The 18,965-nt window shown below is 69.4% G+C and carries 17 protein-coding genes; 12 read left to right on the top strand and 5 right to left on the bottom strand.

Features of this window, described 5'->3' with window-relative positions:
- Positions 1-15: 15 nt before the first annotated feature.
- From J2X20_RS24335 to J2X20_RS24325, 3 genes are read left to right on the top strand one after another with little or no spacing between them, the layout of a single operon-like run.
- Positions 16-405, top strand: coding sequence for a hypothetical protein (locus J2X20_RS24335; protein ID WP_310270896.1), 390 nt, complete (start codon positions 16-18; stop codon positions 403-405).
- A gap of 6 nt (positions 406-411) precedes the next feature.
- Positions 412-1,137, top strand: coding sequence for an acetyltransferase domain-containing protein (locus tag J2X20_RS24330; RefSeq protein WP_310270893.1), 726 nt, complete (start codon positions 412-414; stop codon positions 1,135-1,137).
- Positions 1,137-1,934 (top strand): polysaccharide deacetylase family protein, encoded by a 798-nt coding sequence (locus J2X20_RS24325; RefSeq protein WP_310270891.1) that lies wholly within the window; start codon positions 1,137-1,139, stop codon positions 1,932-1,934. Before J2X20_RS24330 ends, J2X20_RS24325 begins: the two co-directional genes overlap by 1 nt.
- 10 nt (positions 1,935-1,944) lie before the next feature.
- On the opposite strand, the gene J2X20_RS24320 is transcribed toward J2X20_RS24325, so the two are convergent.
- Complete coding sequence (locus J2X20_RS24320; protein ID WP_310270889.1) at positions 1,945-3,726, bottom strand: PEPxxWA-CTERM sorting domain-containing protein; 1,782 nt, start codon at positions 3,724-3,726, stop codon at positions 1,945-1,947.
- A 129-nt stretch (positions 3,727-3,855) separates the two neighbouring features.
- On the opposite strand from J2X20_RS24320, the gene J2X20_RS24315 reads away from it, so the two are divergent.
- From J2X20_RS24315 to upp, 3 genes are read left to right on the top strand one after another with little or no spacing between them, the layout of a single operon-like run.
- The gene (locus J2X20_RS24315) at positions 3,856-6,291 is read left to right on the top strand and encodes an ATP-binding protein (protein WP_310270886.1); all 2,436 of its coding nucleotides are present in this window, start codon (positions 3,856-3,858) and stop codon (positions 6,289-6,291) included.
- Entirely contained in the window at positions 6,288-7,025 is a 738-nt protein-coding gene (gene rlmB / locus J2X20_RS24310; protein ID WP_310270882.1) for a 23S rRNA (guanosine(2251)-2'-O)-methyltransferase RlmB, read from the top strand. The genes J2X20_RS24315 and rlmB overlap by 4 nt, the downstream gene beginning before the upstream one ends.
- 33 nt (positions 7,026-7,058) lie before the next feature.
- Positions 7,059-7,691, top strand: a complete 633-nt coding sequence (upp, locus tag J2X20_RS24305; protein ID WP_310270878.1) for a uracil phosphoribosyltransferase — start codon at positions 7,059-7,061, stop codon at positions 7,689-7,691.
- Positions 7,692-7,839: 148 nt separating this feature from the next.
- On the opposite strand, the gene J2X20_RS24300 is transcribed toward upp, so the two are convergent.
- Positions 7,840-9,021 carry an acetylornithine transaminase gene (locus J2X20_RS24300; RefSeq protein WP_310270875.1) on the bottom strand — a complete coding sequence of 394 codons (1,182 nt, stop codon included), beginning with the start codon at positions 9,019-9,021 and terminating at the stop codon, positions 7,840-7,842.
- A gap of 93 nt (positions 9,022-9,114) precedes the next feature.
- On the opposite strand from J2X20_RS24300, the gene J2X20_RS24295 reads away from it, so the two are divergent.
- Entirely contained in the window at positions 9,115-10,092 is a 978-nt protein-coding gene (locus tag J2X20_RS24295) for a GlxA family transcriptional regulator (RefSeq protein ID WP_310270873.1), read from the top strand.
- Positions 10,093-10,196: 104 nt separating this feature from the next.
- On the top strand, positions 10,197-10,661 hold the full coding sequence (locus J2X20_RS24290; RefSeq protein WP_310270870.1) for a hypothetical protein: 465 nt from the start codon (positions 10,197-10,199) through the stop codon (positions 10,659-10,661).
- Between the two features lie 15 nt (positions 10,662-10,676).
- Here the strand turns inward: J2X20_RS24290 and J2X20_RS24285 are convergent, their stop codons facing one another.
- From J2X20_RS24285 to J2X20_RS24275, 3 genes are read right to left on the bottom strand one after another with little or no spacing between them, the layout of a single operon-like run.
- Positions 10,677-11,219, bottom strand: a complete 543-nt coding sequence (locus J2X20_RS24285; RefSeq protein ID WP_310270868.1) for a chromate transporter — start codon at positions 11,217-11,219, stop codon at positions 10,677-10,679.
- A complete protein-coding gene (locus J2X20_RS24280) occupies positions 11,216-11,767 on the bottom strand; it encodes a chromate transporter (protein WP_310270862.1) in 552 nt (183 codons plus the stop codon). The genes J2X20_RS24285 and J2X20_RS24280 overlap by 4 nt, the downstream gene beginning before the upstream one ends.
- A 1-nt stretch (position 11,768) precedes the next feature.
- Entirely contained in the window at positions 11,769-12,776 is a 1,008-nt protein-coding gene (locus J2X20_RS24275; RefSeq protein ID WP_310270859.1) for a D-2-hydroxyacid dehydrogenase family protein, read from the bottom strand.
- Positions 12,777-12,899: 123 nt separating this feature from the next.
- Between J2X20_RS24275 and J2X20_RS24270 the strand changes: the two genes are divergently transcribed.
- From J2X20_RS24270 to J2X20_RS24255, 4 genes are all read left to right on the top strand, one after another.
- A complete protein-coding gene (locus J2X20_RS24270; RefSeq protein ID WP_310270857.1) occupies positions 12,900-13,409 on the top strand; it encodes a DUF1993 domain-containing protein in 510 nt (169 codons plus the stop codon).
- Positions 13,410-13,517: 108 nt separating this feature from the next.
- On the top strand, positions 13,518-15,374 hold the full coding sequence (locus J2X20_RS24265; RefSeq protein WP_310270854.1) for an O-linked N-acetylglucosamine transferase, SPINDLY family protein: 1,857 nt from the start codon (positions 13,518-13,520) through the stop codon (positions 15,372-15,374).
- Positions 15,375-17,741 (top strand): type I secretion system permease/ATPase, encoded by a 2,367-nt coding sequence (locus J2X20_RS24260; RefSeq protein ID WP_310270851.1) that lies wholly within the window; start codon positions 15,375-15,377, stop codon positions 17,739-17,741.
- A complete protein-coding gene (locus tag J2X20_RS24255) occupies positions 17,738-18,940 on the top strand; it encodes an HlyD family type I secretion periplasmic adaptor subunit (RefSeq protein ID WP_310270848.1) in 1,203 nt (400 codons plus the stop codon). Before J2X20_RS24260 ends, J2X20_RS24255 begins: the two co-directional genes overlap by 4 nt.
- The last annotated feature ends 25 nt before the right edge of the window (positions 18,941-18,965 follow it).

The following is an 18,965-nucleotide window of genomic DNA, read 5'->3' as shown; positions in this document are numbered from 1 at the left end:
CAGCGGGGATCGGCGATGAAGCGCGTGGCTCTGGGATTGGCGGTGTGCGTGATGCTGGGTGCCGCCTGGGCGCAGCAGGTGTGGCGATGCGAGCAGGACGGGCAGGTGCGCTACACCGACCAGCCCTGCGAGAAGAGTGGCCGGCCCGTACTGCTGGCTGCCGCGCCTGCGTCTGGCGCGTCCCAGGCGGCCGACCCGCCGGCCTCGGCGCCGTCCGCCGCAGCCGATGAAGCCGCCGTCCGGCCGCCCGTGAAAGTCCAGCCCGTCTCGGCGGCGGGCAGCCGGCGCGCCCACCGCGGCACACGCGCGCCGCAGTTCGCCATGCAGGGCTTGATGGACACCGACTTCGTGCAGCGCGGCCATGCGCCGAAGCGGCAGAATCCGGCGTCCACGCCGACTCCCTAGCCCTGCATGCCTCCGGCCGCCGCCGCCTCGCCGACGCCAACACGCTCCGACCGCCTCGACGCGCTGCGCGGCTTGGCCATCGTCTGGATGGCGGCCTTCCATTTCGGCTTCGACCTGAATCACTTCGGCTGGATCCGCCAGGACTTCTACCGCGACCCGGTCTGGACCTGGCAGCGGGGCTGCATCGTCAGCCTCTTCCTGTTCTGCGCCGGCGGCGGCCAGGCCTTTGCGGTGCTGGCGGGGCAGGGCGCGCCGCGATTCTGGAAGCGCTGGAGCCAGGTGGCCGGCTGCGCCCTGCTGGTGTCGCTGGGGTCCTGGTTCATGTTCCCGAGCAGCTGGATCAGCTTCGGCGTGCTGCATGGCATTGCGCTCATGCTGCTGCTGTTGCGCATGGGCCTGAGCCGGCTGCCGAATGCGGTGCTGCTCGCGCTGGCGGCCCTGGCCATCGCCGCGCCGCTCCTGCTGCAGTCCGCCTTCTTCGACACCCGCTGGACCAACTGGATCGGCCTCGTCACCCACAAGCCCATCACCGAGGACTATGTGCCGGTACTGCCGTGGCTGGGCGTCATGCTGGTGGGCTTTGTCGTCACGCGGGCGCGGCCGCAGCTGTGGGCCGGCAGTGCGCCGCGGCCTCTTGCCCTGTTGGGACGCTGGTCGCTGAGTTTCTACATGGTTCATCAGCCGGTGCTCATCGGCGCACTGATGGCCCTTCAACTGCTGAGAGGATCGTGATGCGAGCACTGCTGCTGGCCGCCGCCGGCCTGCTGATGACCTGGACGGCCCAGGCCGCACCCTTCGTGTGGCCGAACGGCGCCCAGGCCGCTGTCAGCCTGGGCTATGACGACGGCCTGGACAGCCAGCTCGACCACGTCATCCCGCAGCTGAACAAGCGCGGCCTGCGCGCCAGCTTCTATGTGCCCATCAACGGCCCGACCCTGCCGGGCCGCCAGAACGAATGGAAGGCCGCTGCCGCGGCCGGCCATGAGCTGGGCAATCACAGCCTCTTCCACAGCTGCTCGGCCAAGGGGCCGGGCCGGGAATGGGTGCAGCCGCACCGCGACCTGGAGCGTCAGATGGCCGCCCAGGTGCAGGAGCAGGTCATTGCGGCCAATACCTGGCTGCAGGCCCTGGACGGCAAGAACGAGCGCACGTTCACGCCCCCCTGTCTGGACATGAAGGCAGGCGGCCAGGACTTTGTCGCGGCGCTCAAACCCCACTTCGTCGCCTTCCGCGCGGCCGGGCCAGGCATGGTCACCGACACGGCCGGCTTCGATCCCTATGCCATGCCGGTCTACTTCGTCGAAGGCTGGACGGGCGAGCAGCTGATCGCCCTGGTCGAGAAGGCGGCGGCCCAGCATGCACTGGTCAGCCTCCTCTTCCACGGCGTCGGCGCCGAGCATCTGAGCGTGAGCCGCGAGGCCCACGACCAGCTGCTGGATCACCTGGCGCGGAACAAGGCGCGCTTCTGGACCGACAGCTTCGTCAACGTGATGACGCAGGCGAGGGCGCAGCAGGCGGCCAAGCCCTGAGCTGCAACTCTCACGCAGCCTGGTTGGTCCGGCGCCGCACGACACCACCCACCGCGGCAAAGCCCGCAACCATCAGCAGCCAAGTCGAAGGCTCAGGCACGGGGCTGGGAGCGCCGATGGGCGAGATCAGTTCGACCCGCTGGCCGGTAAAGCCCGTGCCATAGAGCAGCGCGAGTTGCGAGGCATCGGTGCCGACCTCTCCGGGGTTGTTGGTGGTCAGCTTGAGCGTGTCGCCATCGACCATGAACACGCGGTCGCCGGACTGGCTGAACAGCGACGGATCGGTGTCGCTGACGTGCATGGACGGGCAGGCCCGGCAAAGATAGGGGGTGGCGCGGATTTCGCCCGGTGCCAGGCCCTGCTCATCCTGGTCGCCGACGAAGAACAGGGCGCGATAGCCGGGGTCGGCGCTGGTCGAGACGGGCAGGGACTGCAGCACATTGAAGGGCAGGCCGGAGATGGCGCCCGTGGCGAAGCTGAAGCTGTCCTGGTAGAGCGGGATGTTGAACTTGCCGATGCCGCCCGGCCCGGAGTCGTACAGCGGCCCGATCTTGAGGCCATAGACGTCGGCGGCGAGGGCCTGGACGTTGAGGTCGCCCTGGACGACCAGCTCGGTCAGGTTGGAGAACGTCACCTGCAGGGCGGTGGACGGCACCACACCGACATTGATGACGCTGGACTTCAGCACCAGGCTTTCGCCCAGCGGCACGGTGATCTGCTGGGTGAAGCCACTCCATGTGCCATCGGCCAGTTGGCGCCGCACCGGGCTGAGGAAGTTGAAGGTCTCGATCGGCGTCAGCTGCACGCTGAGGGTCTGCGCCAGGTCCAGCGCGAGCCCCGCATTGATGCTCAGCAGGTTGTAGCCAATGCCTGCCGCGTTGCCGACCAGCGGGATGCCCACCGCCTTGGAGACCATGTTGCCGACGTTGGCCCCCAGCGAAAGGATGCTGTCGCGGCCGTAACTGTTCAGCTGCGTGGCCGTGCCGTTGGCCGGGCTGGAGACGCCATCGATATTGGGGATGTTGAGCCGCGCCGTCACATTACCGTCCAGCAGCGTGCGGTACTGCTTGAGCTGCACGATGTCGTCGCCGATCTGGATGCGCCCGTCGTTGTTGCGGTTGATGCCGACCAGCGTGCGCGACACGTTGACGTCGGGCGGAGCCAGCGCCGGGCCGGTGCAGAAGCCGGCGAGGCAGGCCTGGGCCCCGACGAAGGCATGGAATCTCGCATCGAGATCGACATAGGCCTGCAGCGTGGGCGAGTGGGTGGTGAGCTTGGCCACCACGCGCTGGCCGTTCAGATACTCCTGGTAGCCCGGTGCGGTATAGCCCGCCACCTTGAAGCTGCTGCCCAGCGTGAAGGGGCTGCCGATGGCGTTGGAAAGGGCCACGGGGTTGTTGATGTGGGCGTAGACCGGATAGAGCAGGTCGTAGGAGCCGCTGTTGAACTTGGCGCCGTAGTTCAGGCCGAAGCTGCCATTGGTGTCGGCGCCGGCGCGCACGCCGGTCGAACAGTCGTAGATGGGATCGCAGGGGTTGGCGATGGCGCCATATTCCTTGCCGAAACTGAAGGCTGGCGGGCCCAGGCGCTGGTTGGTGTTGACATCGACGGCGGGGCCCGGTGCGTAGACGCTCTGGCCCTTCAGCGAGAACACCGCGCTGAAGTCGATGGCGCTGGCGGGCATTGAAGCCACGGCGCAGAGCATGCCCGAGGCCGTCATCCAGCGTCGCCGGGCCGGAGTTGACGAGGGCCGCGTGGGCGGACAGGGATTGGCGTTTGCAGACACTCTCATCTCGGGCTCCTTGGGGTGGGGCACCGAACGCGATGCCTGAACTGACTCTGCGCCGGCCTTGGCTTCATGTCCTTGGGGGGAGGCTGAAGAGTTCTGAACTTTGCTGGCCCCCAGGCCCTAAGCTAGGGAATGAGCCCAGCTGAGCCGGTGCACGGTCGCTTGTCCCGCGAGGAAGGCCGCATCGCCACGTTCGAGCTGAGGCCGGCGGCGCGCCTGCTGCTGGTCGAGGGCCAGCCCGCCGCCCTGGGCAGCCGCGCCTTCGACGTGCTGTTGCTGCTGTTCGAGCGCCGCCATGCGCCGGTCAGCAAGGAGGAGCTGCTGCAGACGATATGGCCGGGCAGCGTGGTCGAGGAGAACACGCTGCAGGTGCATATCTCGGCGCTGCGCAAGGTGCTGGGGGCGGCGGCCATCACGACGATTGCCGGGCGTGGCTACCAGTTCACCGCGGCGGTGCATGCCGATGGCGAGGCGGCGGCTCCCGAACCGCATCGCCTGCCCCAGCCGCGTACCCGCTTCATCGGCCGTGAAGAAACCCTGTCGCAATGCGCCCGGCTGCTGGCGTCGGCCAGCCTGCTGACGCTGACCGGCACCGGCGGCTGCGGCAAGACCCGGCTGGCGCTGCAATTGGCGGCGCGGCAGTGCACCGCCTTCCCCGACGGTGCCTGGTTCGTCGACCTAGCGCCGGTGCAGGACCCGCAGCGTGTGACGGCGGCCGTCGCCGCGGCCCTGGGCCTGCGTGAGGACGCCGGCCTGCCGCTGCCCCAGCGCCTGCGTGCCCACCTCGGCCCCTGTCGCGCCGTCCTGGTGCTGGACAACTGCGAGCATGTCATCGACGCCGTGGCGGCCCTGGCCGACGAGCTGATCTCGTCCTGCGCCGGACTGAAGCTCATTGCCACCAGCCGCGAGAGCCTGGGTGTGGCCGGCGAGCAGATCATGCCGGTGCGACCGCTCTCCCTGCCATCGGCCACCGATCTTGCCGCCGTGCAGGCCTGCGAGGCGGTGCGCCTCTTCATCGACCGTGCCGGTCTGGCCCAGCCCGACTTTGTGCTGGACGCCGGCAATGCAGCGGCCGTGGCCGACATCTGCCGGCGCCTGGACGGCATCGCCCTGGCCATCGAGCTGGCGGCGGCGCGCGTGGCCATGCTGCCGGTGGCCCAGATCGGAGCGCTGCTGGACGACCGCTTCCGCTTCCTGACCGGTGGCAGCCGCGCCGTGCCCCGCCACCAGACCCTGCAGGCCACCCTGGACTGGAGCCACGCCGCGCTGACGGCTGAAGAGCAGCGATTGTTCCGGCGGCTCTCCGTCTTTGTCGACGGCTGCACGCTGGACGCAGCCGCCGAGGTGGCCGACGCGGGCGACGACTACGCCGTGCTGGCGCTGCTGCAGCGGCTGCACGACAAATCGCTGCTGGAGGTGGTGCAGGCCGGCGCGCAGGGCACGCGCTACCGGATGCTGGAGACGGTGCGCCAGTACGCCCAGGACAGGCTGGCCGGCGCGGGTGATGCCGCAACGGCACGCGACCTTCATCTGCACTACTGCGTGACGCTGGCGCAGGCCGCCTGGGGGGAGATGCAGGGCGCCGGGCAGGGGGCGTGGATGCTGCGTCTGGCCCAGGAGCAGGAGAATCTGCTGGCCGCGCACCGCTGGTGCGAACACGCGCCGGGCGGTGAGCAGGCCGCCGTCGTGCTGGTAGCCTGCCTGTGGCGCTACTGGGTGGCCTCGGCGCAACTGGAACGTGGCCATGCGCTGGCCGAGACCGCGCTGGCCCGCGCGGGCGGCGATGTCGAGCCGCTCTGGCACAGCCGTGCCCACTCGGCGCTGGGGCAGATCGCCTTCCGCATGGGCCGCTACGATCAGGCCCTGGCCCAAGCCGGGCGCAGCCTGGCCATCGTGGCCCCCCTGGACGACGCGGAACAGACCGCCACCGGCCTGGGCCTGCTCGCCAAGAGCCTGCAGGCTGTCGGGCAGGTGCAGGGCGCGCGGTCGCAGTTCGAGCGCGCCTGCGCGGTCGCCCGCACGCTGGCGAGTCCGTATCTGCTGGGCATCAACCTGAACAACCTGGCGGAGCTCCACCGCAGCCAGGGCGAACTCGAAGCTGCCGGGCTTTGCTACGAGGAAGCCATCGCCATTTCGCGGCGGTTGCGGTCGCCCGGCGGCCTTTTCGTGCCGCTGTGCAATCTGGCTCGGCTGTCGGTGGCCTGCGGCAATCTCGACCGCGCCCGGTCCCTGCTGCTGGAAAGCCTGCAGCTGGCCACCGCCGCCGAGCTCCGGGGCATGGGCGAGGACCTGCTGGAAGTCAGTGCCGGCCTGGCCTCGGCAGCCGGCGAGCCCGCGGCGGCGGCACGCTTTGCGGGCGCCGCCCAGGCGCGCATGGCGCAGGGCGGCAGCCAGCGCGAACCGGTCGACGAGGCTTTCGTGGCGCCGCTGATGGCCAGCGCGCGTGCCGCCCTGGGCAACGCGGCGTTTGCCGAGGCCGAAACCCTGGGCCAGGCCCTGAGCTACGAGGCTGCCATTGGCGAGGTCAGGCGATGGCTGGAACGGCCGGCCGCTACGATGCGCACATGAGCGCCTCCGCCAAAGTTTTGTTCGGCTTTCACGCCGTCACCGTCCGTCTCAAGACCCATCCGGATTCCGTCACCGAGGTCCATTTCGACCCGGCCCGGCGCGACCAGCGCATGCGCGCCTTCATCGAGCGCGCCAAGGAGGCCGGCGCCAAGCTGGTCGAGAGTGGCGACGAGCGCCTGACCCAGCTGGCCGGCAGCCCGCGCCACCAGGGCGTCGTGGCCCGCGTGGCATCGATTGCCCAGCCGCATTCCCTGGATGACGTGCTGGACGCCGTCGAGGGCCCGCCGCTGGTGCTGGTGCTGGACGGCGTGACCGACCCGCACAACCTGGGCGCCTGCCTGCGCGTGGCCGACGGTGCCGGCGCGCATGCCGTCGTCGCCCCCAAGGACCGCGCCGTGGGCCTGAATGCAACCGTGGCCAAGGTGGCCAGCGGCGCGGCCGAGACCGTGCCCTATCTGATGGTGACCAACCTGGCCCGCACGCTCAACGAACTGAAGGAACGCGACATCTGGGTCGTCGGCACCTCCGATCAGGCCGAGCGCTCCATCTATGACCTCGATCTGAAGCGCCCGATTGCCTTCGTGCTCGGGGCGGAAGGCGAGGGCATGCGCCAGCTGACGGCCAAGACCTGCGACGAGCTGGTGCGCATCCCCATGGCCGGGGCTGTCGAAAGCCTGAACGTCTCGGTCGCCTCGGGGGTTTGCCTCTACGAGGCCCTGCGGCAGCGCCGATAATTCTGACTATTCAGAAAAACTAGGAAATCCGCCATGGCCGTCATCGAAGTCAAGCATCCCCTCGTCAAGCACAAGATCGGCCTGATGCGCGAGGCCGACATCTCGACCAAGAAGTTCCGCGAACTGACCGGCGAGGTGGCCCGCCTGCTGGCCTATGAGGCCACGGCCGACTTCCCGACCGAGAAGGTCACCATCAGCTGCTGGAGCGGCCCGGCCGAGGTGGACCAGATCTCGGGCAAGAAGGTCACCGTGGTGCCCATCCTGCGCGCCGGCCTGGGCATGCTGGACGGCGTGCTGGACATCCTGCCCAACGCCAAGGTCTCGGTCGTCGGCCTGGCGCGTGACCACGAGACCCTCAAGCCCGTCAACTACTTCGACAAGTTCGTCGGCAACCTCGACGCCCGCACGGCGCTCATCATCGATCCCATGCTGGCCACGGCCGGCAGCATGATTGCCACCGTCGACCTGCTGAAGGCGCGCGGCTGCAAGGACGTGCGCGCCCTGGTGCTGGTGGCCGCGCCCGAAGGCGTGAAGGCCCTGCAGGCGGCCCATCCCGATGTGCGTTGCTGGACGGCCGCCATCGACAGCCACCTCAATGACGTGGGTTACATCATTCCGGGTCTGGGTGATGCGGGCGACAAGATCTTCGGGACCACGCAGGGCTGAATGAGCCCCTCGCTCAGTCTCGCCCGCTGAACGCGGCGAGCCTGATCGGTCCCCCGAGGGGACGGCGATGCTTGCGGCATTGAGCCGCAAGCACATCGCCTCAGGCGGGCCGGCTAGGGGCGGCCCGGCGCTCGGCCCGCAAAGACGTTCACCTGAGCACGTCGCCCAGAGCCCGGCGCAGCAGGGCCAGGCCTTCGTCCATCTCGGCCGGGCTGATGTTCAGTGCCGGCATGAGGCGGATCAGGTGGGGGCGCGGTGCATTGAGCAGCAGACCGACGGGTTCCAGGGCCTGCGCTGCGGCGACCACCTCTGCCGCCACATTCGTGGGCAACACCAGCGCCCGCAGCAGCCCCAGGCCACGCTCGCCCACCAGGCCGTGGTCGCGTGCGATGGCCTGCAGCCCGGCGGAGAGTTGGGCCGCCCGCTCGCGTACACCGGCCAGGAAGTCCTCGCGGCAGACCTCGTTCACGACGGCCAGGCCCACCGCCGCCATCAGCGGGTTGCCGCAGAAGGTGCCGCCCTGGTCGCCGGGCGCGAAGCAGTTGAATTCCTCCTTGCACAGCAGTGCCGCCAGCGGCACGCCGCCGCCCAGGCCCTTGGCCAGGGTCATCACATCGGGCTCGATGCCGAAGTGCTCGTAAGCGAAGGCATGGCCGCAGCGGCCGATGCCGGTCTGCACCTCGTCGGCGATCAGCAGCACGCCGCGCTCGGCGGTGAGAGCGCGCAGCTCGCGCGCAAAGCCCGGGTCGGCCACGACGACGCCGGCCTCGCCCTGCACCAGCTCGATCATCACGGCCGCCGTGTGCAGCGTCATGGCGCGCTCGACTGACGCGATGTCGTTCAGCCTCGCCTTCGTGAAGCCCGTGGGCATGGGCGCATAGATCTCGCCCCAGCCCGGCTTGCCCGAGGCGCTCATCATGGCCAGCGTGCGCCCGTGGAAGGCCTGCTCGAAGCCGATGATCTCGTGGGCGCCGCCGCGCCTGCGGCTGCCCCAGCGCCGCGCCAGCTTCACTGCAGCCTCGTTGGCCTCGGCGCCCGAGCTGGCGAGGAAGACGCGGTCGAAGCAGCTCAACTCCACGAGCCGCCCGGCCAGGTCCAGCAGCGGGCGGTTGTAGTAGGCCGGGCTGGGGTTCAGCAGCCGCTGCGACTGTGCCAGCAGGGCCTGGGTGATGAGGGCCGGGCTGTGGCCCAGGCTGTTGACGGCCCAGCCCTGCACGAGGTCGAGATGACGCTTGCCGCTCTCGTCGGTCAGCCAGGCGCCCTGGCCATGGCTGAAGACCGTATCCGGCCTTTGGGTGATGGTGATGAGGGCGTGTCCGGGGTCGTTCATGGTGGGTGTTTGGTGGTCCATGTCCGGCAGTTTGGGTTGGCCGACGCTTGGCCGCCATGACGCAGTTCCCACCTTTCCTGCCATCATGGCGGCATGACCTGCCGCATCGCCTTCGTGCTCTTCCCCGGCTTCCAGCAGTTCGACCTGGCCGGGCCCATGGCGGTGTTCGAGCTCGCCCGCCTCGCGCAGCCGGGCAGTTACGACTGGCGGCTGGTGGCGAGCACGCCGCCCGCGGTGCGCAGCTCCGCCGGCGTGGCGTGGCCGGTGCAGGGGTTGCCGCGCCGGCTGGGTGACCTGGACCTCGTCATGGTGATCGGCGGCGATGGCGTGGATGGGGCTTGTGGCGACGCACGGCTCATCCGCTGGCTGCAGCGGGCCGGCCGCTCGGGAGCCCGCATCGCCAGCATCTGCAGCGGCAGCCTGGTGCTGGCGGCGGCAGGCCTGCTGGACGAGCGCACGGCGACGACGCACTGGTCGCGCGGCCGGCAGTTCGCCAGCGACTACCCCGCAGTGAGGCTGCAGCCCGATCGCATCTATGTGCGCGAGCCCGCCGTGCGGGCCGAGCAGCGGCCCGAGGTGTGGACGAGCGCCGGCATGACGGCCGGCATCGACCTGTGCCTGGCGCTGCTGGCCCACGACCATGGCGAGGAGATCGCGCGCGAGGCCGCTCGCCAGCTGGTGGTGGAGAGGCGCCGGCCGGGTGGGCAGTCGCAGTTTTCACCCTTGCTGGACCTGCAGCGCCCGGAAGGCCGCTTCGGCGCGTTGCTGGACGAAGTGCGCCGCGACCTGAAGCATGACCACCGCGTCGAGGAGCTGGCGGCCCGGGCCTGCATGAGCCCGCGCCACTTCGCGCGCTGCTTTCGCGCCGAGACGGGTGCCACGCCGGCCGAAGCGGTGGAGAAGCTGCGCGTGGAGGCGGCCCGGGCGGCACTGGAGGGCGGCGCGGCCTCGGTGCTGCGGGTGTCGCTGGACTGCGGCTTCGGCAACACCGAGCGCATGCGCCGCGCTTTCCTGCGGCTGCTGGGCCGGCCGCCAGCGGCCTTCCGGCCGGGTGCCCGCGGGGCGGCGTGAAATTTCACCCTGGGCGCCGTGATCCCTGCGGCCGTGCCCTTGCGTCAGTACTGGCAGGCAAGCCAATCCCTGGCCTGCCACCGATCCGACCCAAGGAGTCCCTCATGGCCACGCTTTCCACCCCCACCATCACCCTCGGCGCCGTCAACGGATCCAAGCGCGACGTGACCGTCGCCGGCACCATGACCTTCGACGCCAGCGACGTCGGCCGCACCTACCGTCTGGAGATCGAGCTCTTTGGCGAAGACCTCGCCGGTGACCATCTGCCTTCGGGCGACAGCGGCGCCGACGACCTGATCAGCACCTTCACCTGGCTGGCCGGCGGCCTGATCCTGCGCCCTTACAAGGCCGTCTCGGTGCTGGCCGCGGGCACGGTCAACTACTCCGAGAAGCGCGCCATCGATACCGCCAAGCTCGACGAGGATGCCGGCACCGAGATCGTCGGCTGGGCCGACATCAACACGCCCATCATCATGCCGCGCTCCGACGAGGTGTACGCCCAGGTGACCTTGGGCATGGCGCCGGTCAGCAAGCGCTCGGTGACGACCCAGGCCGGCTTCGGCGTCTGAGGGCCTTAACAGGCCCTAAACCAGGCCGAGGGCCCCCAGCACGCCGCCACCGAGCACCATCCAGACCAGGCTCAGCCGGGTCTTCAAGGTCAGCCCTACGGTGACGGCGATCAGCGCCAGCGTGCTCCAGCGATGCGCCTCGGCCTTCAGGAAGGGCAGGGCGAGCAGCCAGCCGGTGGCGATGATGAGCCCCAGGGTCAGCGGTGTCATGCCGGCCGAGAAGGCCCGCACGCTGATGCTCTCGCGGTTGTTGCGCGCCCAGCGCGTGGCCGTCACGGTCAGCACGGTGGACGGCAGCATGATGCCGGCCATCGAGGCTGCCGCGCCCGGCAGGCCGGCCACGTTGTAGCCCAGCACCGCGACGAAGAGGATGTTGGGTCCTGGCGCGGCCTGGGCCAGCGCGATGGACGACGTGAACATGGTGTCGCTCAGCCAGCCCGTCTTGTCGACCAGGAAGCGGTGCATCTCCGGCACCGTCGTGATCGCGCCGCCGATGGACAGCAGCGACAGCGTCAGGAAGTGCAGAAAGAGGCTGAGCAGGTCGACCGGTGTCGTCACGGCTTCATCCTCCACCAGGCCACCAGCATGCCTGCGCCACCAAGGACGGCGAGCACATAGACCAAGGGCCAGCGCAGCAACGCGATCAGCACAAAGGCCAGCAGGGCCATCCCCAGCGCCAGCGGTCGGCCCAGCGGGCTTTTCTTCAGCGCCGGCAGCAGCTTGATGCCGGTGGCCAGGATGAGGCCGGCAGACACGGCGCCCATGCCGCGCAGGGCGTTGACCGCTATGGGGTGGCGGGACAGTTCGCCATAGGCCACCGCCAGCAGCAGCACGATGACGGCCGGGGCCAGCAGCATGCCGGCCAGGGCGGTGATGGCGCCGCGCAGGCCGAAGAAGCGGTCGCCGATCATCATCGACAGGTTGACCACATTGGGCCCCGGCAGCACCTGGGCGATGGCCAGAGTCTCGACGAACTCTTCCTTGCTCATCCAGCCCAGCCGCTCGACCAGCTCCCGCTGGGCCACCGCCAGCACGCCGCCAAATCCCTGCAGGGCCAGGCGCGTGAACGCCAGGAAGAGGTCGGTGAGGGACTGCGGCCGGTTCACTTCAGCGATGGACCTTCAACGCCTCGGGGTTGACGATATGGGTCGGCTGGGCCTTGATGAAGTTCAGCACATTGTCGAAGGCCGCGTCGAAATAGAGCTCGTAGCTGTCCTGCTCCACATAGCCGATATGGGGCGTGCAGACGGCGTTCTCCAGCCGCAGCAAGGGGTGGCCCTGCAGGATGGGTTCGCTCTCGAAGACGTCGATGGCCGCCATGCCGGGGCGGCCACGGTTCAGGGCCGATACCAGGGCGCCTTCGGTGACCAGCTCCGCCCGCGAGGTGTTGACGAACAGGGCCGTGGGTTTCATGTGGGCCAGGTCTTCCGGCGTGACGATGCCGCGGGTGGCGTCGCACAGGCGCAGATGCACCGACAGCACATCGGCTCCGGCGAAGAATTCCTCCCGGCTGGGGGCGGCCTGGTGGCCGTCGGCCTCGGCCTTCAGCCGCGAGGCCTCGCTGCCCCAGACCATGACCTTCATGCCGAAGGCGCGGCCGTAGCCGGCCACCAGCTGGCCGATCTTGCCGTAGCCCCAGATCCCCAGGGTCTTGCCGCGCAGCACCATGCCGACGCCAAAGTTGGCCGGCATGGAGGCCGCCTTCAGCCCGGCCTGCTGCCAGGCGCCGTGCTTGAGGTTGCCGATGTACTGCGGCAGCCGGCGCATGGAGGCCATGATCAGGGCCCAGGTCAGCTCGGCCGGCGCCACCGGGCTGCCCACGCCTTCGGCCACCGCTATCCCTAAGCGCGTGCAGGCCTCGACGTCGATGTGGCTGCCGACCCGGCCGGTCTGGGAGATCAGCTTGAGCTTGGGCAGTTTTTCCAGCAGTTGGCGTGGGAAGGCGGTGCGTTCGCGCACGAGGACGAGGACTTCGGCGTCGCGCAGCCGCACCGACAACTGGCCTATGCCCTTGACGGTGTTGGTGAAAACCTTGGCATTCAGCGGCTCCAGCTTGGCCGCGCAGCGCAGCTTGCGCACGGCATCCTGGTAGTCGTCGAGGATGATCACATTCATGGTCGGGGCCCGCGCTGCGGTCGTCGTCAGCGTGGAGGCGTCACGTTTTAGGGCATTGTGCCCTTGGCCGATGCAGGGGCCGGGCATGCTGGCTACGATCGCTTTCCCTCAAGGAGACACCCGATGACCCAGATTTCCATGCACGCGGCCAGCGCGCCGGCCTTCGCCAAGATGCTGTCCAACATGCTGAACTGGCTGGAGGCTGCCAAGGCCCATGCCGAGGCCAAGAAGTTCTCGACCGACGTCTATCTGACGCTGCGCCTGGCGCCTGACATGCTGCCCTTCACCAAGCAGATCCAGATCGCCAGCGACGCCGCCAAGGGCTGCGTGGCCCGCCTGGCCGGTCAGGAGATCCCCAAGTACGAGGACAACGAAGCCTCGCTGGACGAGCTGGCCGAGCGCATCAGGAAGACCCGCGACTATGTGCTGTCCCTGCCCGAGTCCGCCTTCGACGGCAGCGAGGACCGCGAGATCACCATCCCGCGCCGCAGCGGTGACCCGCTGAAGTTCGACGGCACCACCTATCTGCGCCATTTCGCACTGCCGAACTTTTATTTCCACGCGACAACGACTTACGCCTTGTTGCGCCATGCCGGGGTGCCGTTGGGCAAGTCGGACTACTTGGGAGGCTGATTAGCCCTCCAGCCGGGAAATGCTGCGCAATCCGCGGCCTATTCCCCCGCCCAGCCGGGGCGTTGCGGCTTGAAAATCGGCGGAACATCCGATCACACCGCCTGCCGCATGGACATGTCGACGCCTACCGCTGCACAGCCCCAAGGTATTGCCCTCGTTGAGCAATGGCTGGAGCTGGCTCGCAGCGGCCAATGGCCCTTGCCTCAGGTCATGGAGGCCGCCTCGCGTCTGCAGGCCGCCGGGGCCCTGGACGCCGCCGCGCTGCTCTACCAGAGCTGGGTGGGCGCCACCGCCTCGCCGCTGCGCCATGTGGCCTGCTTCAACTGGGGCGCCGTGCTGGGCGAGTTGCGCCGCCACGACCAGGCCGAGGGCGTCTACCGCATGGCCCTGGCCCTGGCACCGACCTTTGCGCAGGCGCGCCTGAACCTCGGCCACCAGCTCGAGCACCAGGGCCGCGAGGAAGAGGCCCTGGCCGAATGGCGCACCGTCTACGACGACGAGAAGCCCGAAAGCGTCGGCGCCGAGCCGCTGAGCCTGCGCCTGCACGCCTTCAACAACGCCGCCCGCCTGCTGGAACAGCTCAAGCGCTATGACGAGTCCGAGGCGCTGATGCGCCGCTCGCTGGAGCTGGATCCGCGCCAGAGCGACGTCGCCCAGCATTACGTCCACATCCGCCAGAAGCAATGCGCCTGGCCGGTCTACCAGACCGTCGGCGAGGTCACGCACAACCATCTGCTGATGAGCACTTCGCTGCTGGGCATGCTGGACGAGAGCGACGACCCGGCCCTGCAGCTGCTGACCGCCCAGCGCTTCGTGCTGGAAAAGGTCACCAAGGTCAGCGAGCCGCCGCTTCACAAAGGCCGCAAGCGTGAAGGCAAGATCAGAATAGGCTATCTGTCCGGCGACCTGCACATGCATGCCGTCGGCCTGCTGACGGCCGAGCTCTACGAACTGCACGACAAGAGCAGGTTCGAGATCCACGCCTTCAGCTGGAGCAAGGAAGACGGCACGCCGCTGCGCGTCCGCATCAAGGCGGCGATGGATCACTACCATCCGCTGCACGGCGTGCCCGAGCGCCGCGCCGCCGAGATGATTGCCGAGGCCGGCATCGACGTGCTGGTCGACCTGCAGGGCCTGACCAGTGGCGCCCGCCCGGGCATCCTGGCCTACCGTGGCGCCCCCGTGCAGGTCAGCTATCTGGGCCTGCCGGCCACCTCGGCCCTGCCGGGCGTGGACTGGATCCTGGCCGACCGCTTCGTGATGCCGCCGGAGTCCCTGCCGTATCACACCGAGAAGCCTATCTATCTGCCGCACTGCTACCAGGTCAGCGACCGCACCCGCGCCGCCAACCCGGCACCCAGCCGCGCCGAGATGGGGCTGCCGCAAGACGCTTTCGTCTTCTGCGCCTTCAACAACAACCACAAGATGAGCGAGCCGGTCTGGCGCTGCTGGATGCGCGTGCTGCGCCAGGTGCCCAAGAGCGTGCTGTGGCTGCTGGCCGACAACCCCTTCGCCCAGGCCAACCTGACCCACGTGGCGGCCGAGGAGGGCATCACCCCCGAGCGCCTGGTGTTCGCCGGCCGCGCCCAGCCGGCCGACTACCTGGCCCGCTTCACGCTGGCCGACCTGTTCCTGGACACCTTCCCCTACAACGCCGGCACGACGGCCAGCGACTGCCTGTGGATGGGCACGCCCATCCTGACGCGCTCGGGCCGCACCTACATCTCCCGCATGGCCGGCAGCCTGCTGACGGCCGTGGGCCTGCCCGACCTGATCACGACGACACTCGAGGAGTACGAGCAGCGCGCCGTCCAGATCGGCAACCAGCCGGCCCGTGCGGCGTCCTACAAGCGCTACCTGGCCGAGTACGGCCACAGCTCGCCCCTGTTTGACATCCCGGCCATCGTGCGCGATATAGAGCACGAGTTCGAGCGCCTGGCCCTCGAGGCCCGCGCGAAAGCCTAAATGCCGCGCCAGCACGACCCCTTCTTTGACGGCCAGCCCCAGGCGCCGGGCCTGCGCCTGGCCGCCAATGGCGAGCCGCCGCCGCCGCCGGACCCGCTGGAAGGCCTGGCCAGCCAGCCGGCCGGCGACCCGCTGCTGCAGGCCCTGTCCTGGCTGACCCGCCACCACGGCCGGCCGCGCTCGCCCGAGTCGCTGCGTGCCGGCGCGCCCGTGGAAGGCCCGCTGGCGCCCGACGGCGCCATCCGCGTCATGCGCGAGGCGGGCTACAACGCCGGCCTGCTGCGCAAGAAGATCGACGACATCCACGAGCTGCTGCTGCCGGCCGTGCTGCTGCTCAATGGCGGCGACGCCTGCGTGCTGGTGCGTCGCCTGGACGACCCGGCTGCCGTGGCCGCTGGCGCCTGCCGCTACGAAGTGGTTTTCCCCGGGCCGGAAGCGGCCGCGGTGCCGGCGACGACGGCAGAACTGGAGCCGGAGTACAGCGGCTTCATGCTGGCGGTGTCGCGTCAGGAAGCGGCCCAGGGCCAGCGCGCCGAGTCGCCCCTGCTCAAGCTGGCCGACAAGGGCCTGGAATCGCACTGGCTCTGGGGCACGCTGAAGCGCTTCACGCCCTACTACCGCGCCTCCATGCTGGCGGCCCTGCTGTCCAACGTGCTGATGCTGGTGTCGGGCCTGGTGACGTCCGTCATCTACGACAAGGTCATCCCTCACCAGGCCATGGTCACGCTGTGGACCCTGGCCGTCGGCGCCTCGGTGGCGCTGGTGTTCGACCTGTTCGCCCGCCAGTTGCGCTCCCATCTCATCGACCTGGCCGGCCGCAAGGCCGACCTCGTCATCGGCGCCAAGCTCTACCGCCAGACCCTGGGCGTGCGCATGGAGCACAAGCCCGCCTCGGCCGGCGCCTACGCCGCCTATCTGGCCCAGGTCGAGATGGTGCGGGAGTTCTTCACAGGGGCCACGCTGTCGGCCCTGTCGGACCTGCCCTTCCTGGTCATCTTCATCGGCATGACCTTCGTCATCGGCGGGCCGCTGGGCTGGGTGCTGGTGCTGGCCGTGCCCGTCATCATCGGCCTGTCCTGGGCCATCCAGGGCGCGCTGCGCCGGGCCATGCGCACCAATATGCAGGAGACGGCCGACCTGCACGGCACCCTGGTCGAATCCCTCGAAGGCCTGGAAGACTTGAAGACCTCGGGCGCCGAGGGGCGCTTCCTGCGCCGCTACGAGCGCACGACGGCCGTCGTGGCCGACACGGCCCTGACCTCGCGCGCACTGTCGAGCTGGAGCATGAACCTCTCCAGCACGCTGCAGCAGGCGGTCAACCTCATCATCCTGGTCTGGGGCGTCTACCTCATCCATGACGGCGTGATCTCCGCCGGCGCGCTGATCGGCTCGGTGATGTTCGCCAGCCGTGCCGTCGCGCCGCTGGGCAGCCTCGTCAGCCTGGCCACGCGCTACCAGGGCGCCCGCGCCGCCATGCAGGCGCTCAACCAGATGATGAATGCGCCCGTCGAGCGCGACAGCGGCCGCAACTATGTGCCGCTGTCCCAGGTCAGCGGCAAGGTCGGCCTGCACGACGTCGGCTTCTCCTACCCGCCGCAGGCTCATCCCGGTCAGCAGGCCACCGAAGCGAACGCACCCAAGGTGCTGCGCAACGTCACCATGCGGCTGGAGGCCGGCGAGCGCGTCGCCATCCTGGGCCGCATCGGCAGCGGCAAGTCCACCATCCTGCGCATGCTGGGCGGCCTTTACCAGCCCACCGAGGGCATGGTCGAGGTCGACGGCATCGACCTGCGCCAGGTCGACCCGGCCGAGTACCGCTCGCGCGTCGGCTTCGTCAGCCAGGAGCCGCGCCTGTTCGTCGGCACGCTGCGCGACAACGTCATGATGGGCCGCGCCCACCTGGACGCTGGCCGCCTCGTCGAGGTGGCCAAGCTGACCGGCCTGGACCGCGTCGTCGCCTCCCACCCGATGGGCTGGGACCTGCCGGTGGGCGAAATGGGCCAGCTGCTGTCCGGCGGCCAGCGCCAGCTCGTCGCCCTGGCCCGCGCCCTGGTCACCAAGCCGCAGATCCTGCTGATGGACGAACCCACCAGCTCCATGGACGCCCAGAGCGAGATGGCTTTCCTGCGCCAGCTGCGCGACGCGGCCGGCACCGCGACGCTGGTCGTCGTGACCCACCGCCCGGCCGTGCTGGAACTGGTGCAGCGCATCGTCGTCGTCGACGGCGGCCGCATCGTCATGGACGGCCCGCGCGACCAGGTGCTGGCGGCCCTGTCCGGCGTGCGCCCGGCCGCTCCCGCCCAGGGCGGCGAGGGCGTGCACATGCACCCGTCGGCCCAGCCCGTGCAGCGCTCCGCTTCCGTATGACGTCGGCTCTGACCAAGGAAGAGGGCGTCTTCGTCAGCGCCCTGCATGCCGCCCACATCGACGAACCCCTGCCGCGGGCGACCTGGGCGCTCTATCTGCTGTGCGCCGTCGTCACGGTGGCCATCACCTGGTCGGCCCTGGCCAAGGTGGACGAGATCACGCGCAGCGACGGCCGCATCGTGCCCGACGGGCGCGAGCAGGTCATCGCGAGTCTCGACGCCGGCATCCTGCGCGAGTTGAAGGTGCGCGAAGGCCAGGAAGTGCAGGCCGGCGAGGAACTCGCCGACCTGGACCCGACCCGCGTCGAGGCCCAGCAGAACGAAGGCCAGGCCAAGCTGCTGGCCCTGAAGGCGGCCGCGGCGCGACTGACGGCCGAGGCCAATGGCCGCACCAGCATCCGGTGGCCACGCGACGTCGATCCCAAGGCCCGCTACGCCCAAGGTGAGGCCGAGTCCTTCGAGGCGCGCAAGCACCTGCTGGACGAGGCGGTCGGCAGCATCAATCGCAGCCTGGGGCTGATCTCCAAGGAACTCAAGCTGGCCCAGGACATGTCCCGCAGCGGGCTGATGAGCGATGTGGAGGTCATGCGCCTGAACCGCCAGGTCAACGAGATCCAGCAGCAGCGCGCCGAACGCATCTCGCGCTACCGCCAGGAGGCCAGCCAGGAACTGGTGCGGGTGCAGAGCGAGATGTCCCAGCTCGACGAGCAGATGGTGGTGCGCCAGGACGCGCTGACGCGCACGGTGCTGAAGTCGCCCGTGCATGGCGTCGTCAAGAGCATCAAGGCCGGCACCATCGGCGGCGTCGTCGCCAGCGGCGCGCCCATCCTCGAGATCTCGCCCATCGGCCCCAAGGTGCTGGTGGAGGCCAAGATCAAGCCCAAGGACATCGGCTTCATCCGCCTGGGCCAGACCGCCGAGGTCAAGCTGGCCGGCTATGACTTCAACACCTATGGCGGCCTGGAAGGCAAGGTCACCTATATGAGCCCCGACGCCGTCACCGAGGGCGACAAGTCGGGCGAGGGCCATTACCGCGTCATCGTCACCGCCGAGCGCAACAACCTCAAGTACAAGGGCGAGAAGCTGCCCGTCATCCCGGGCATGACCTCCCAGGTCGAGATCAAGACCGGCGAGCGCTCGGTGCTGAGCTATCTGCTGCGGCCGATGATGAAGTCACAGGAAGCCCTGCGGGAGCGGTGACCCCTTAGGGCGGCACCGCTCTTTG

This window comes from Roseateles saccharophilus, assembly GCF_031458095.1.
In the GTDB taxonomy this organism is placed as follows: domain Bacteria; phylum Pseudomonadota; class Gammaproteobacteria; order Burkholderiales; family Burkholderiaceae_C; genus Pelomonas; species Pelomonas saccharophila_A.
Note: the sequence above shows the minus strand (reverse complement) of the source record. Positions and strands in the feature narration are given on the sequence as shown.